This window comes from Desulfitobacterium elongatum (genome assembly GCF_055378975.1).
Window position 1 is genome coordinate 3,476,658 of the sequence record NZ_AP038772.1, and the last position, 15,600, is coordinate 3,492,257.

Genomic DNA, 15,600 nt, shown 5'->3' on the forward strand with positions numbered 1-15,600 from the left:
CGAAACCTACCCGCTACAATACCACTGCCAACACTAAAACCCTCAGCAGTACTGAGGATTTTAGTCTTAACAGATACTATTTTCAGGCAGGAACAGCTTTTCAACTGCCCCTGCCTCGTTTTAATCAAAGTATGAAACCCGCTGGTTCATCACGATTCCGGATTTGAATTGGATCTCTATCAGTTCGTCCTTGACGGCCTTGATGTTCTGCAGGAGCCTCCTGACCAGGTCGTTGTCAAATTCTCTGACCTCGCAGGTGGTTTTCTTCAGGCAGGCGTCCATAGCGTCGAGCCTCTGCTGAAAATTTGCCGCCATTTTCTGTTCCCTCACCAGTTCCAGTTTTTTCTGCTTTAGATCGTTGATCTGCTCCGCTATCCTATGGTACTGCTCGTCAAAATCTTCCTTAATAGAGCCTTGCTTTGCGTTTTCCTCAATCAAGGCCAGCATATCACCCTGCAGCTTTTCGATCTGCCCGTCATATTCGGTGGTCACGTTTTTAGTGGAGTAACTGCCGATGACTCGGATTACATTCTCACGGAAGGCTCCGACAAACTCGCCGCGGTTTTCTACGACGCTGTTTATGGCGGCCATTATCGCTTCATGCAGGATATCCTCTTTGAACGTGGGGGAGTGCTTGCAGTTCTTGGTTCCGTTCTTCAGACGGTTCTCACACCGCCACACCGCGCTTTTCTGGCCGTATTTAGACCATACCTGCCTGCGGTATGGCTGACCGCATTCTTTGCATACCATGATGTCGGTTAAGGCGAATTTGGAGCTATACTTGCTTTTTTCCTTCTCTTGCTTTGCCCTTCGGGCTGCCGCTGTCTTACTAAGGCTTGCGCGTCTTGCTTTTTCCTCCTGCACCTGGTAATAAAGCTCCTTGGGGATAATGGCTTCATGATCATCCTCTATGTAATACTGGGGGACGATGCCTTTGTTCTTCACCCGCTTTTTAGTGAGAAAATCAATGGTATAGGTTTTCTGCTGGAGGACATCGCCCATATATTTTTCGTTGCTCAACATCTTGTCGATGACTCCGGGGCACCACTTGGTCAGACCTGTGACGGTGGTGATCCCTTCCGTCTCCAATATCTTGGTAATCTGTATGATACTGCTCCCTTCAAGGTAAAGGCGGAAAATCCGTCTGACCAGCTCCGCTTCCTCCGGTACAATGACCAGCTCGCCGTTTTTATCCTTGGTGTAGCCTAAAAACTTATTGTGGTTGACCGAGACGATGCCGTTCTCAAACCGTCTGACCAAGCCCCACCGGGTGTTCTCACTTAAGTTCCGGCTTTCCTCCTGCGCCTGGCTGCTCAGGATGGTGATTAATAGCTCGCCGGTTCCCTCCAGCGTATTCACGCCCTCTTTCTCGAAGAAAACGGCGATGTTCTTTTCCTTGAGCTTGCGGATATTCTGCAGGCTGTCCACCGTGTTTCTTGCGAAACGGCTGACCGATTTGGTGATGACCATGTCGATTTTCCCAGCCATGCAGTCCTCGATCATGGCGTTGAAGTCGTCACGCTTTTTGGTGTTTGTAGCGCTCTTCCCGTCATCGGCGTAAATTCCGGCAAGCTTCCAGTTGGGATTACTCTTTATTTTTTCAGTATAGTAGGATACCTGGGCTTCATAGCTAGTTTCCTGCTGCTCCAGCGTGGTGCTGACGCGGCAGTATGCCGCCACCCGCAGGGCTTTAAACTGAGGCTTTATACTCCTGTCATACTCCGGCTTGGAGGGTATAAGGGATATGCTTTTCTTTTTGGCTGTCGCTGTCTGCATCATGGTTTCTCCTTCCTTGGTTTAGTATCCGGCTTCTATGGTTAATCCGTTTATAAATTCAAACACCAGCCGATGGTCAGCGGATACCGTGATTTGCTTTATCACTGTCAGAAACAGTTCCTCATCAAATTTCGTTAGAAGCTGTCTGTCTGAAAACGCCTGCTTCATCTTTTCGGTGTTATATTCAGCGTCATCGATTTTTGCCGTTTTATAAAAGGCTTGTGCCCGCTTAAAAATAAGAGCCGGAAGTTCATTGGACGAATACTGCCCTTCTGCTTCCAGCTCCTTAATGCGCTGATCCAATCTATTAAATTCGGGGTTATTGGAAATTGGCTCTTTCTTTGGTTTCCGGTCGATAATTTGTATCCGTGCCAGAATCCTATTAATTGCCTCGATGAAGGCTTTTTCAAGCTGTTCATCCGTGAGGAAACCGCACCGGCAACAAACTCGGTTCTTGTAAATGTACTTCTTGCATTTCCAGAAAGACTTCTCCGATAATTTGCCGCAGTGCTCAATGTATTTGCGGTAAACCTCTCCGCATTCTCCGCACCGGAGCTTTCCAGTGAATGGATACTGGCGATTTGCACTGTTTGGCTGGATGCTTCGCCCCAGCTGATCACATCGTTCCTTACGGCGTTTCTGCACCTGCTCGAACATCTCTGCGTAAATCATCTGCGGGTAGAATTCATCCCCAAGGTATTTGACATTCTCCAATATCTTGCCGATGGAGCCGTGGTTCCAGGAAGCTTTGTTGTTGGCGTTCGAAAAGCCCATTTCGGTCAGCTGTTTTGCAAGAGCAGAGGTGGAAGTACCAGACAGATAGTCTGCAAATATCTTTTTTACAACAGCCGCCTTTGGTTCATCCAGCTGTATTTTACCGTCCACCAGCTTATACCCGATGGGCATGTGCCTTTGCATCATCCTCAATCACCTCCTTCCTGCGGGGTTCGGACAGCTCCAGTCTGTTGATGAGCCGGAAGGTGATTTGTCTGTTTTTCTGTACGATGACCTTTTCTATCGCCTGTAAAAATAAATCCCCACGGTATTTTTCTATAACGTGAGGATTATTTCTGATCAACTCCAGCAGCTGCTCTGTTCCGGTAATCTCTATGTCGAAGCCGTTATTGTCCAGAAGCTGGCTCCTTTTCTTTTTCATAGCGGCAAGCTCTATAGTCAGAGCATTTTGCCGCTCAATAAATACTGCAGGGTCGATATACCCTTTTGATACCAATCTGCTGAGTATATGGCCCTGCTCTGTGAGTTCCATGATTCTATTGCTGCATTCCCCGATTTCCTGCTCCTGCTGTTCGTCCATCCGGAGCTTTTTAAGCGTATCCAGCAGGGGAGTGAGAATTTCGGCATAATTGCTTGCAAGCTTGTTCCACATCACGGTAAACGCCCATTGGATGTCATCCTCCCGGATTGCCTTTTGGCTGCATTTGGTGTTGTCCAAAATGTGCTGACGACAGCACCATTGGGTTTTCTCATAGGGCTTGCCGATGTAGATTTTTTGCCTCCGGAACATACCGCCGCATTCGCCGCAGAGAATTTTACTGCTGAAGGCATACCGGCTTTGGTATTTGCTCGTATCGTCCACCCCCATCTGCTTTCTGCGGTACTCAAAGATTTCCCTGACCGCCTGCGCCTGCTTATGTGAGATAATAGGTTCATGGTTGTCCTCTACCAGGTACTGAGGAAGCTGGCCCTTGTTTCTCTGTCGCTTAAAGGGCAGTACCTCTGTGGTCATGGTTTTCTGATGAAGCAGATTTCCGGTGTAAATGGGATTTAACAATATCTCCTTTATCACACCGTCGTTCCATTTTTCAGCTGAGCGTATGGTGTAGATCCCTTCCTCCGATAAATCCTTGGCGATTGCATAAGTACCCTTGCCGTTTAAGTATTCTCGGAAAATACGTCGGACTACCACAGCTTCTCCCTCTTGAATGATCAGCTCGCCGCTTTCATCCTTGGTATAGCCGTATGCGGGAGTACCAAGGATGAAGGTACCGTCCTGAAAGCGTTTTATCACCGCCCATTTGCTGTTGGTGGAGATGCTTTCGGATTCGCCCTGTGCCAAGGAGCTTAAAATGGTCAGCATCAGCTCGCTCTTCTCCGACAGGCTGTCGATATGCTCCTTTTCAAAATAGACGGCGACACCAAGCCCCTTCAAGCGGCGGATTGCCTCGATGCTGTCTACTGTGTTTCGGGCGAAGCGGGTCAAGGATTTTGTGATGATCATATCAATTTTGCCGTCCTCGCAGTCCTTCAGCATCCGTAAAAAGTCATCTCTTTTTTGAAGTTTTGTCCCGCTTCTTGCTTCATCAGCGTAGATTCCGGCGAACTGCCAGTCCTCTTGATTTTCAATCAAGGCGGTATAATACTCAAGCTGTACGGTGAAGGAATTCTGTTGCTCACTGGAGTCGGTGCTTACCCGGCAATAGGCGCAAACCCGCTTTTTCGGCTGTAATTGCCGGACGACCTGCTGCTTGACAGGATCAATTTTTGTTATCTTTTTTGCCATGGCTTTCTCTCCTTTCTCTCGTTTTTGACTCCTATCAGCAACACACAATACCACACAAGCTTTGAGATATCCAGGTGTTTTTACGCATATACCTCGGAAAGCTCCGGCGTGAAAGTCTGACGGTTCAATTCATCAATTTTTTTGTACTCAGCAAGGGAGATAAGGCCGTTACGGAGCATGATATCCAGCAGTTTTACCGCCACCTTGTATTTCACTTCATTTGCCGCCTGATTCTTTGACATATCTCTCAACCTCCGTTTACCGCACAGAAAGGGAAGGGCTTTGATAATCCACCTGGATTCGACCCTCCAGCGGTGAATAGAGCTCAATGCCCAGCTGATCCAGTCCCCGCAGAAACTCCAGCAATTCGGCTGTATCCCGCCCCAGACGGTCAAGCTTCTTTACCAGCAATACATCCATTCTGCCATCACCGGCAGCATTCATGACCTCCGCAAGACCGGCACGGTCAAAATCCAGCCCGCTTCCTATATCCTCTGATTCGCCGACAACAACAAATCCCATCTGTTCTGAGTAATCCATAAGCTCCTTTTTCTGGTCTTTCAGGACGCCGTGGGTATCCTCCGGCGCGTCGATCCGGCAATAAATCCATGCTCGCTTCTGGCTTCCATGGCTTAAAAATTCAAGAGCCTCATCAACGCTCACAATCGGAATACTGACAGGCTCCTTTTCACCCAGCTGCATGAGTACCAGCTCTTTCGTAATCTCCTGCAGAAGCCTCTGGTCCGGACAGCAGTTGATAAATTCGCCGAAGGTGTCCAGAACCAGCCTATCCAGCGTATCCGTTAAAACCATCTTGTCCACATGCTCTTTTTTCAGCATGATAAAGCTTGTAATGCCGGACGGGGATTTCTCAAAATAGAATTCCTGACACTCTCCGTCAAGCCCGTATACGTATCCGATAATTAGCTCCTTCTTTAGCAATTCAGCCATTACTTCCTTTTTCATATCGTTTTCCTCCCTGATATTTTGAATTTAATCTCAGAAGGATACGGCAGGACGTTAAAAAAACAGCCCTGCCGCATAGTTTCTGAGATCAAAAATGATCTGCTTGTTCTTCATTACAAATTGCCGCTTCTATTCGACACTACTTCCCGAAGCGAAAAAGCCTTACAGCTCTAAGGGCGGCAGCATAAACGGTTTGCCGGTTGAGCAAACGCCATAGGTTTCTCACCTCTCCCAGGATCTCTGGAAGCCGCCCCCATTGCTTGAGTCTGTGGCTGGACGGAAGTAGCATTATCACTGTCCATTTCATTGCGAAACAGTCCACCACGGACTGTTTTATGACCAGGCGTTCCCGCTCGTCACCTTCGATGCCATCGGTTCGACGGATGAAATTCATCCGCAGGCAGTCTTGGCGCGCCCGTCAACGTCGCTGCCGCTTTTCACACGGCTGGACAGCTCATGTATTTATGCTGCCGGATATGATATTCTCAAAGAGCAACAAGGGAATAAAAAAATCCCCTCACTTCTTTAGGGAAAAAAGTGAGGGGTTGCACGGAAAAACTTTTTACTTTTCCATCATTTTTTTTAATTTCTTAAGTATCTTGGTCTTGCGGTCGTGTATTGTCATCGATGGAATACCGGTTTCCTTCGACATCTGACGCTCGCTTTTACCCTGAAGATAAAGCTCTGCAATGACCATTTTTTCAGACTCATCTAGCATTTTGATGCATTGGCGCAGTTTTACGATCAACATCTCGGTTATGATCCTCTCCTCCATAGAATCCGTTGCGGCAAAGATTATGTATTCTACAGAGATGCCTTTCTCATTGCAGCCTTCAAGCGAGATATTGTTTTCCTCCGCAAGCTTGTCCAGGTACTTTTCCCTATCCCGACTTTGGTAATAGGCTTTATAGACCTCTTTAGTCACTGGGATGCGCTTGCCCCTAACGAGCAAGCAATAATTTTCAACATGGTTATCCATATAGCTTGTCCTCCATTTCGTGAATTTGAAAATCCGGAAATGAAGAACAAGCGGAGGAGATCGGCAGCAAGCTGCTGTTTTGTTATTGCATAAAATAAAAGCCACTGGTTTTGCTCCTTTCTGGGGAGCCAAACGAGCAGCTTCTTCGGAATGCAGAACCGGCCGGGCCTGACGCATAGCAATAGTGCTACTCGTCAGGCTCGGCCGGCACCTTTATAATCACTCCGCATTAAGGGGAGGATAGCGTCAAGCGCTGGAATCGAATATAGATGTATTATTTATTCGGTTGTATAGCCTGTACTATTTCATGGAATCAGAGGTCTGTTTACTTCCATAAACCTCGTTATTGTCCAGCATAATCGAAACCTGTGATTTACACAGGTGGCATTTTAAGCTGAGTACATCGCTTTCGGCCTTACTCGTTTCAGCCACCAGAGCCAAGGCCTCAGCATTTCCACTGTAATCAGCAATTCGGCGTCCGCAATTCGGACATTTGAGCTTTATCTTTTTCACCATCTCGTACCCTCCTGCATTATTTTCTCTATCAATACAAATGCCTGCTCTTAAAAAAGGGCAGGCATTCGCAAAGATCGGCAGCCAGGCTGTCATAGCGCGGCAAACGCTTTAGACCCTCGGCTTTGCGTCCCTGCCTTTAGACAGGTTTGCCCTTAACTTTATTTATATTTAGCTGTCAGAGTAATTAAAGCCGTCATGCGCTTTGCAGACGGTAATTTTCCGGCAATCCGCTGGGTTCAATCACTTTACACAGAGAAATAACTCTTGACACTATGTGCAACATGAATTATTATAAATATGCAGGTTATCTGCATATTTGAATTATATGCAATTTACTTTCACTTGTCAATATACAATATGAAACTTACCTGCTTATTATAGGAGGGCGGTCTACATGAAATTCGGAGAAAAAATAAAAAATGCCCGCGTCGCAAAAGACATGACGCAGGCGGAACTGGCGCAGGCGGTGGGAGTATCTCTCCGTACAATGGTCAGCTATGAAAACGGAGATTGCTATCCTAAGAAACGCGAGGTATACGGTAAGCTGGCTGCAGCTTTAGGTGTTGAGGTGAATTATCTTCTGACCGAGAACGAGGAGTTTATAAATGCTGCCGGTGAAAAATACGGCTACCGTGGAAAGAAGTATGCTCAACAGCTTGTCACAGAAGTTAGCGGACTGTTTGCCGGCGGCGATATGGACGACGAGGATCTGGACGCCGTTATGAGAGCAATCACTGACTCTTATTGGATAGCCAAGGAGAAAAACAAGAAATATACACCAAAGAGGTACCGTAAAGCCGACAAGGTGTAGTCCGTTATTTGGGACTGCTGCTGTGATAGAATTAGCATGGGGGTGAATTCATTGAACAAGGGGCACATTTATGAATCAGCTGAAAAATATGTCAGACGTTTCGGAACGCGCGATCCTTTTGCCATAGCAGACGGGCTGGGCATCGAGGTTCTGTTACGCAATGACTTCACCAAGCTGAAAGGGCTTTACCGCGTGATTCAGCGCAACCGCTTCATCTTTTTGAATGATAATCTGCCGAAGCAAGTACAGACCTTGGTTTGCGCCCATGAACTCGGACATGACGCACATCATCGGGATCTTGCCGATGATAGTCCGTTCCGTGAATATGTTCTTTATTCCATGAATACGCGCCCGGAGTATGAGGCCAATTTGTTTGCGGCTTCACTGCTTCTCCCAGATGACGAGGTTCATGAGTATGCCCGTGAAGGCTATGACGTTGTCCAGATCGCAGCCATGATGAACACGGATATTAACCTCATGCTGATAAAGATGGGAGATATGAACTCCAGAGGCTATTCTTTCAATACAGCTTATACCCCACGGTCAGATTTCTTAGGCCGATAACCGCCTTTCTGAGGAGGAATACAGACATGGCTGATACTAAAGTCTATGTGCCTGTCGTGGCCGCCTTTGACAAGGACGGTTTATTATTGCCGCTCGAACTGACCTGGAAGGACGGCTGCACATATATCATTGAAAGGATTCTTAACGTCCGGCCAGCGGCGGCAATGAAAGCCAGAGGACAAGGCGACCAGTATACAATCAGCGTCAATGGACAACAAAGCTTTCTGTTTTTTGAGAGAAACGCCTCGATTACCGGAAACAATATCGGACGCTGGTTAGTTGAACGGCGATAAAGATAATATTTACGAAAGCCCTTCTTACACTATGCGAGAGGGGCTTTTATTTGAACGGTATTGTTATGTGCTTTCATTCGGATATCTCAACGATAGTATATCTGAACGCACGTGCATTTAGATTTATTCATTTAATGAAATAATAGTTTTTTGCGTATATTTCCCCTTATTTTGGCTTAAAGTACTAGCAACATCTTAGCCTATAAGGGGATGGATTCTATTGTCTAACGCGCGTGATCAACTTACTTTAGACGGTCTGGACTGTGCTAGCTGTGCCATCAAAATAGAAGATAGCATTAAAAGCATTACAGGAGTACGCGAAGCATCCCTAAACTTCGTGACCAAAACTCTCAAAATTGAAGCCGCGGATTCAGACCAGTTAGATCATGTTTTAACCGAAGCCCAAAAAGTGATTCGAAAACTTGAACCCAAAGTCATCATTAAAAACAAGGAAATCGAAAAATCCACCCAAACCTTGATTTTGGTTGGGCTAACCTGCGCTAACTGTGTCTCCAAAATAGAAAAGGAAGTTAAAAACATTGCGGGAGTCAAAAATTCAATACTGGATTTTGCTACTCAACGACTTACGATCGAAGCAGATAAACATGAACTCAACCGAATAACCGTCGAAGCAGCCCAAGTGGTTCAACGGATTGAGCCCGGGGTAAGAATTAAAGAGAGTCAAGACGCTGTAAAAGTCTCAAGTTTCAAAAATAAAGAGGATGAAGAGAAATCTGATAAACGAAATGAGTTAATCCGGCTTACTCTCGGTGCTGTAATTTTTGCCATTGGTTTAATCTTCCGGTTCACATACTGGGTGGAATTCGCTCTTTATTTTATAAGCTATTTACTGGTCGGATCTGAGGTCTTAACGAATGCTATCCGCAACATTCGTCGAGGTCAAGTTTTTGATGAAAACTTCTTGATGAGTATAGCCACAGTTGGGGCCTTTGCCATCGGTGAATTCCCAGAAGGTGTAGCAGTGATGCTCTTTTATCAGGTTGGAGAATACTTTCAAGATTTAGCTGTAAACCGTTCAAGAAAATCGATCACTGCCCTCATGGATATTCGACCAGATTATGCCAACCTCAAGGTCAATGAGGAAATTACGAAAGTTTCACCAGAGCAAGTCACTAAGGGACAGACCATCATCGTCAAACCCGGTGAACGTGTTCCCTTGGACGGTAAAGTGATTGATGGAATGTCTATGGTCGATACCTCCGCACTTACCGGGGAATCCGTTCCCCGGGAGATTGAGCCCGGTATGGATGTATTAAGCGGCTTCATCAATAAAAACGGATTATTAACAATCGAGGTAACCAAAGAATTTGCAGAATCAACTGTCGCAAAAATCCTGGATTTGGTCGAAAACGCCAGTAGCCGTAAAGCCCCAACGGAAAACTTTATTACCAAATTTGCTCGGTATTATACTCCGGTTGTCGTTATCATCGCTTTACTTATAGCAATTATTCCTCCCCTCGTCTTCCCGGGTGCGACTTTTTACCAATGGCTCTACCGGGCCTTAGTATTTCTGGTTATCTCTTGCCCATGTGCTTTAGTTATTTCGATTCCTTTAGGTTTCTTTGGTGGGATAGGCGGATCATCCAAACAAGGAGTCTTGGTTAAAGGAAGTAATTATCTAGAAGCCCTCAAAAACGCAGAAATTGTAGTTTTTGATAAGACAGGGACTTTAACTAAAGGAGTCTTCAAAGTCACTCAAATAAAACCATCCCAAGATTTCACTGAAGAAAAGCTCTTAGAATTAGCGGTCAAAGCTGAGATTTATTCAAATCATCCGATAGCTGAGTCAATTTTAAAAGCCTATAGTAAACCGGTAAATAAAGAAGACGTACAAAGCTATAACGAAATACCCGGTCATGGTCTAAAAATTCAGAGTAAAGGTGAAGAAATACTTGCTGGCAATGCTAAGTTAATGATCAAGGAGAATATCCCCTATGATGATCCGATCAACGTGCCAGGTACTATCGTCCATGTAGCAACAAACAAGAACTATGCCGGTTATCTAGTAATCTCAGATGAGATTAAAGAGGATTCCCCTACCGCGATCCGATCTCTTAAAGAACTCGGGATTAAAAAAACGGTTATGCTCACTGGCGATGCCCGTTCAGTAGCAGAAAATGTTGGTCAAGAGCTTAATCTTGATGAAGTTCATGCAGAGCTACTTCCTGATCAAAAGATAGAGCGGGTGGAAAGCCTAGAAAAACAAAAATCTCCTCAGGGAAAACTCGTATTTGTAGGGGATGGAGTAAATGATGCACCTGTTCTGGCCCGGGCTGATGTAGGTATTGCGATGGGTGGATTAGGATCTGATGCAGCCATCGAAGCGGCTGATGTGGTAATTATGACCGACGAACCTTCCAAAATAGCTACAGCCGTAAGAATTTCCAGAAAGACCTATAGGATTGTTTGGCAAAATATTATTTTTGCCTTTGGTGTTAAAGTTGTCGTCTTAATTTTAGGAGCGGGTGGACTTGCCACAATGTGGGAGGCCGTTTTCGCCGATGTAGGGGTCTCTCTAATCGCGGTCTTAAATGCCATGCGAGTGATGAAATAGACACTGCTTCTGCTCTACTGCTAATCCCATCAGGGTTGAAAATAGTTGACTACAAACAAACGTTAAGCCAGTCTAAGATTTAAATTGGGATAAACCTTGTATTTTTGTCATCTTTAAATGTCTTTTCGTGAATTAACCGATTTAGCAAATAAGACAAAATAGGCAAGGAATATAGAGCCTGATACGACGAAAATATCTGCCGTATTGAAAATTGGATAGTTAACCAAAGTAAAATCCAAAAAGTCAACTACATAATTTAGTCGCACCCTGTCAGTAAGGTTCCCCAAAGCCCCGGATATAAAAAGGGTGAGGGATATAAGCAATAGATGGTTTTGTGTTTTATAATTCTTAATTAAGTAAACTACTAGAGCTATAGTAACAATAGACGTAATTATGATGAGGAATGCTTGCTTACCTTGTAAAATACTAAATGCCGCTCCAGTATTTTGCCCATAGGTTAAGTGAAATACATTCTTAACGATTGGCAATGTACCTACGGGTTTGAGAAAAGTTTGTGCCAAGTACTTGAACACCTGGTCTACAGTTACTAGCACAGCTATAATAATAAAATAATTCATTTCATACCTCCGATACTACTTGGATAATCGATATCACAAAGGCATAAACCACGAGTCCCAGTAAGGTATTCGTGGTTCATATTTTTATACGTTAACTGAAATAACCGATGCAATGGACCGATCCACAGCAACTTGTGTATATCCAACTTGAAAAACGTACGATAGGAATTTTTGAATGTCCCGGTAGAATTCCCATCGACATATGTCAAAGGAATTATTCTTTTTACAAGATCTTTGCAGTTATCATGATAAAAACTGAATTTTTAAGTCAGATCAATAACTTGGCCGGATAAGAATCGAATGGACCAGAACAATAGCAGCAGGAACAAGGCTACAAACACCGGGAGTAGTCCCATTATCGCTCGCTTTTTACTAGGAGCCCGATGTAACAAGATCGATGTTCCAAGTACCAAGCTCCAGATGAAGCCAATTCCTAGAAGGATAGCTGAGGCCGGCACAACGATATTAAAGAATTCCAGAGAATCGTCTCCCATAGTAATAATAGCCGTGGCCCATTCCATAGGTAGAAAACTATAACCAATAGTAGTGACGACTTCTCTCCAAGAGATACGTGCCAACGCTGAAACCAAATAACTCAAACCGGCATAAACTACCGCCGATAAACCCATAAACAAAGCAAGTGTCAGGAGAAACGGGTTCTGTGGCCATACAATTCCTTGCATTGTCACTGCCATATACATTCCTAACAACGCGGAGATATAAACCGCTTCTCCGAGATCCGGAGCGTAGGGTTTAAAGAGTTCGGCACCGGGAAAACGCAGACCAACCCGCATCCCGCTCCGTTCCTTAGGGCAGTTCTTTACGCAGTTCCAGCACTGGAGACAATGCTGGCTAGATTCTAAACGGTTTGGCGCTAAGAAGACAGGGCATCTCTCTGCGCGTACCACTGGCGCAAGTGGAATTTCCACCCTACCAGTGGCCGCTACTTCTTGGCTCACATCGCTTGATACAGTCAGCGCCCTTCCTTGTAAACAAGTTCGTTCAACGCAAGTCTCACAAGCGGGTTTACGAGGGCGAACACCGAGAACACTTAAACGCGCAATACGAGCCAACCATCCTCCAATCGGACAAACGTATCTGCACCATGTACCCTTCCGGAAAAAGAGACCGATGATCAAAGCGGCAAATACGATTCCCAAGAAGAGATAGGCACCGTAGCGAGCTTCACTCTGAAAATCAAAAACACGTACAAGGATCGTAATCAAAACAAAGGTGCTTGGCAATATCCAGCCCGCCCGCAAATACGGAGTACTGGATGAAGGCCGCCCCCTGAGCCACTCGCCTATTTTACTAGCTCCTTCAGTGAGCAGACGGAGCGGACAAAGGTTGCCACACCAGAAGCGCCCAAGAATAACGGCTGAAATCGAGATTAGAGGTAACCAAATTACCCATACTAAGAAGATAAACAGGTTGTTTTCTGCCTTAGCTCTGAACCACCCCCACTGAAGGTCCCCCTGTCCGGAAAAAGGTCCTACCGGTATCTTCCATAGTGCGATTATGAGCAGCGCTACAAAAATAAATGTTAAAAGGAGCATTGGCAGCTTAGGTATCCACCGGCTGCGTAAGAGGCGGTATACCGGGTGATTGTAATCAGCGCCGATTGCCCGGAAAGGGTGGCCGTATTCCGTGCTGGTCTCTTGTTGCCCTGATGCCCGAAAAAGATACAGGGCAGTAATTAAGTACCCCAGGTAAACAAAGACTTGTAAGAGAGTAGGATTGGAACTGTACCCTAGAACTCCGCTAAGAAGCGCCCCAATAGGTGATGATTCACTTACAATTCGACTGGTATCCCAAGCAGAAATTGTGCCGGGCAACCATCCTGCAGCCTGTAAGTCTGCCGTTGCCTTGCCCAGTATTCCGGACCCAAATGCAATCAGCAAATAGGCTGTCCAAGTAAAGAATTTATGGAGATTCACTCTTAAAAGGCCCCGGAAAAGCAGCGCAGCTAAAAGCAAGGCCATCAAGATCCCCAAAGCCGCGCCTGTAATGACTTGGGCCAACGGTGTTGTGTCAGCCGTTGAGACTAAGAACAAAACCGTTTCAATGCCCTCCCGTAATACGGAAAGAAAAGCCAATATGCCAAGACTCCATGACTGTCCGCTCGAAAGTGCGCTTCCAGCCTTTTCACGCAGTTGATGCTGTAAATCTTTGGCCTGTTCCCCCATCCAAAACACCATGTAAGTTAATAAGGCTACCGCCAGTAAGCCAGATATGCCTTCCACCGAAGTTCCGAAAGTTTTATACGCCTCCCCGAAAATCTGGGCGACTGCCACACTGACTAAGACGGCAACTATTGCGCCACCATAAACCATACTTGCTCCATACTTAGGTCGCGTCTTGTTTACCAATGAGATCAAAATGCCAATAATTAGGACGGCCTCAACTGCTTCGCGCAGTGTCAAGACTAACGCTGTAATCACCACTATTCTCCTCTCTTACTTTGATATTGATAATCATTATCATCATTCTACAATAAAAATACTTCCGTTGCCATCGATTGTCAAGGAAGGATTTATTTTTTTGTCTTGAATTAGCTAGCTACCCCATAACACACACAAAAAAGTAGGACAGGCACCCACATTGTAAGCTGCCGGTCCTACTTCAGGCTCATTTTATTACCAGCCCATGTTACTAGACCAGTTACCGGACATCCGGTTCCCACCCCAGCTATTTCCATTATATCCACTGTTGTTGACACTTCCAGATTTTTGTACATTTTGGCGTTGTTGCATGGCGTTTTGCCATTGTTGCTGCATTGCCGCTTGATTCTGTGGATTCACTCCATATTGCTGCATCATTTGTTGATCCCACTGGATACAGTTGTTGACCATTTGGTTATAAAGAGCGTTTTGGTTTGGAGCAGGGGTTTGGGGAACGGGTTGCTGACTAGCGGGTTGTTGAGGTAGCGGCTGTTGGGGAGCGGGTTGACTTGGTGCTGGTTGCTGAGGAGCAGTTTGTTGTGTACTGCTCTGCGGCGTTTGATTTTGGTTGCCGCTATTTTGGGCCGCGTTTGTGTCAGCAGCCGTTGCAACTGGTGTACTGACTGTCGATGCAGAAGTGGCAGTTGCAGTAGTGTTCGTACTGGTGGTAGCTCCCGTATTAGATCCGGTATTCATGTTCATGACCATCGGATTAGGGTCATTTGTGACCCAGTTAGCGATTTTTTGCTGATAGTCCGTGGAAGTGGCAGCACTGACAACCCCCACTGCCCCGACCACTAAACCAAGTGATAAGGCACTTACCAAGAGCGTGTTTTTAATGTTTTTCAATGTAAAATCATCCTTCCCTTTTTAAACCTGTGATTACGACAATGTTTTAGATCAGTACCATCGCTTAACTTGCAAGCTTGTGTTAACCACTCTCTTCTTTCTTTTGACCACCCCCCGTTTTCATCCAGTTATTCGTTAAGGGTGAATCTTTTTTGAGGGGTAGGTGATATTTTTTTACATTTCCGGCTTTACAAGCATACCGTTATTAAAATGATTCATGGCACCAACAAAATCAACGACCGCCAAGATTTCAATCATCTGTTGTTCCGTAAATCCTGCATCGCGAAGTTGTTTAGCATACATGCTGATGCAAAAGGCACAGTTATTAAGTGTTGAAACCGTAAAAGCAATGGCTAACTTTGTTCTCAAATCCAGAACATCGGAGCCCATCACAGCTTCCATCTTACTCAAAACAAGCTTCAGGTACTTAGGATGGTGAGCCATTGCTCGATATGGTGCAGGTATTTCACCAAACTTTTCCCTCAACTGGCGGAAAATTTCCTGAACTTCCGGGTTAACATTTTCTTCCGATAACAATTCTACATTTGGCATTTAAATATTCCCTCCTTAACCTATTTGAATTAAAATCATCTAAGCCTATGAAGCGTATTTTAACCTGAAATAATCACAAGAAGATTACGGGTTTTTAACAATTTTGTTAAATAGTAAAAAACAATCCCCCTGTGCTTAACCTTTAATTAATAAAAACGGCTATCCATTATCGGACAGCC

15 protein-coding genes and 1 riboswitch are annotated in these 15,600 nt (G+C 45.3%); of the genes, 4 read left to right on the plus strand and 11 right to left on the minus strand.

Features of this window, described 5'->3' with window-relative positions; genetic code table 11:
* Positions 1 to 120: 120 nt before the first annotated feature.
* The 7 genes from ACZ42W_RS16445 to ACZ42W_RS16475 form a co-directional block, all read right to left on the minus strand.
* Positions 121 to 1,776, minus strand: coding sequence for a recombinase family protein (locus ACZ42W_RS16445; RefSeq protein ID WP_464171050.1), 1,656 nt, complete (start codon positions 1,774 to 1,776; stop codon positions 121 to 123).
* A gap of 21 nt (positions 1,777 to 1,797) precedes the next feature.
* The gene (locus ACZ42W_RS16450; protein WP_464166357.1) at positions 1,798 to 2,697 is read right to left on the minus strand and encodes a recombinase family protein; all 900 of its coding nucleotides are present in this window, start codon (positions 2,695 to 2,697) and stop codon (positions 1,798 to 1,800) included.
* Complete coding sequence (locus tag ACZ42W_RS16455; RefSeq protein WP_464166358.1) at positions 2,666 to 4,297, minus strand: recombinase family protein; 1,632 nt, start codon at positions 4,295 to 4,297, stop codon at positions 2,666 to 2,668. The genes ACZ42W_RS16450 and ACZ42W_RS16455 overlap by 32 nt, the downstream gene beginning before the upstream one ends.
* A gap of 80 nt (positions 4,298 to 4,377) precedes the next feature.
* A complete protein-coding gene (locus ACZ42W_RS16460; protein ID WP_464166359.1) occupies positions 4,378 to 4,539 on the minus strand; it encodes an SHOCT domain-containing protein in 162 nt (53 codons plus the stop codon).
* A 16-nt stretch (positions 4,540 to 4,555) separates the two neighbouring features.
* The gene (locus ACZ42W_RS16465) at positions 4,556 to 5,263 is read right to left on the minus strand and encodes a recombinase family protein (protein ID WP_464166360.1); all 708 of its coding nucleotides are present in this window, start codon (positions 5,261 to 5,263) and stop codon (positions 4,556 to 4,558) included.
* Between the two features lie 562 nt (positions 5,264 to 5,825).
* Positions 5,826 to 6,242 (minus strand): sigma factor-like helix-turn-helix DNA-binding protein, encoded by a 417-nt coding sequence (locus tag ACZ42W_RS16470; protein ID WP_464166361.1) that lies wholly within the window; start codon positions 6,240 to 6,242, stop codon positions 5,826 to 5,828.
* Positions 6,243 to 6,542: 300 nt separating this feature from the next.
* Entirely contained in the window at positions 6,543 to 6,758 is a 216-nt protein-coding gene (locus tag ACZ42W_RS16475; RefSeq protein ID WP_464166362.1) for a hypothetical protein, read from the minus strand.
* Between the two features lie 73 nt (positions 6,759 to 6,831).
* Positions 6,832 to 6,919, minus strand: a riboswitch (cyclic di-GMP riboswitch).
* 233 nt (positions 6,920 to 7,152) lie between these two features.
* Here ACZ42W_RS16475 and ACZ42W_RS16480 point away from each other — a divergent pair.
* The 4 genes from ACZ42W_RS16480 (at position 7,153) to ACZ42W_RS16495 (ending at position 11,001) form a co-directional block, all read left to right on the plus strand.
* Positions 7,153 to 7,569, plus strand: coding sequence for a helix-turn-helix transcriptional regulator (locus ACZ42W_RS16480; RefSeq protein ID WP_464166363.1), 417 nt, complete (start codon positions 7,153 to 7,155; stop codon positions 7,567 to 7,569).
* A gap of 42 nt (positions 7,570 to 7,611) precedes the next feature.
* On the plus strand, positions 7,612 to 8,133 hold the full coding sequence (locus ACZ42W_RS16485) for an ImmA/IrrE family metallo-endopeptidase (protein WP_464166364.1): 522 nt from the start codon (positions 7,612 to 7,614) through the stop codon (positions 8,131 to 8,133).
* A gap of 26 nt (positions 8,134 to 8,159) precedes the next feature.
* Positions 8,160 to 8,426, plus strand: coding sequence for a hypothetical protein (locus ACZ42W_RS16490; RefSeq protein ID WP_464166365.1), 267 nt, complete (start codon positions 8,160 to 8,162; stop codon positions 8,424 to 8,426).
* Between the two features lie 220 nt (positions 8,427 to 8,646).
* Positions 8,647 to 11,001, plus strand: a complete 2,355-nt coding sequence (locus ACZ42W_RS16495; RefSeq protein WP_464166366.1) for a heavy metal translocating P-type ATPase — start codon at positions 8,647 to 8,649, stop codon at positions 10,999 to 11,001.
* Between the two features lie 113 nt (positions 11,002 to 11,114).
* Here ACZ42W_RS16495 and lspA read toward each other — a convergent pair whose 3' ends face one another.
* The 4 genes from lspA to ACZ42W_RS16515 all read right to left on the minus strand — a co-directional run bounded on the left by lspA (position 11,115) and on the right by ACZ42W_RS16515 (position 15,421).
* The gene (lspA, locus tag ACZ42W_RS16500; protein WP_075365503.1) at positions 11,115 to 11,579 is read right to left on the minus strand and encodes a signal peptidase II; all 465 of its coding nucleotides are present in this window, start codon (positions 11,577 to 11,579) and stop codon (positions 11,115 to 11,117) included.
* 263 nt (positions 11,580 to 11,842) lie between these two features.
* Entirely contained in the window at positions 11,843 to 14,020 is a 2,178-nt protein-coding gene (locus ACZ42W_RS16505; RefSeq protein ID WP_464166367.1) for an FTR1 family protein, read from the minus strand.
* 195 nt (positions 14,021 to 14,215) lie between these two features.
* Positions 14,216 to 14,845 (minus strand): hypothetical protein, encoded by a 630-nt coding sequence (locus tag ACZ42W_RS16510; RefSeq protein WP_464166368.1) that lies wholly within the window; start codon positions 14,843 to 14,845, stop codon positions 14,216 to 14,218.
* A 198-nt stretch (positions 14,846 to 15,043) separates the two neighbouring features.
* Entirely contained in the window at positions 15,044 to 15,421 is a 378-nt protein-coding gene (locus tag ACZ42W_RS16515) for a carboxymuconolactone decarboxylase family protein (protein WP_075365506.1), read from the minus strand.
* Positions 15,422 to 15,600 lie beyond the last annotated feature (179 nt).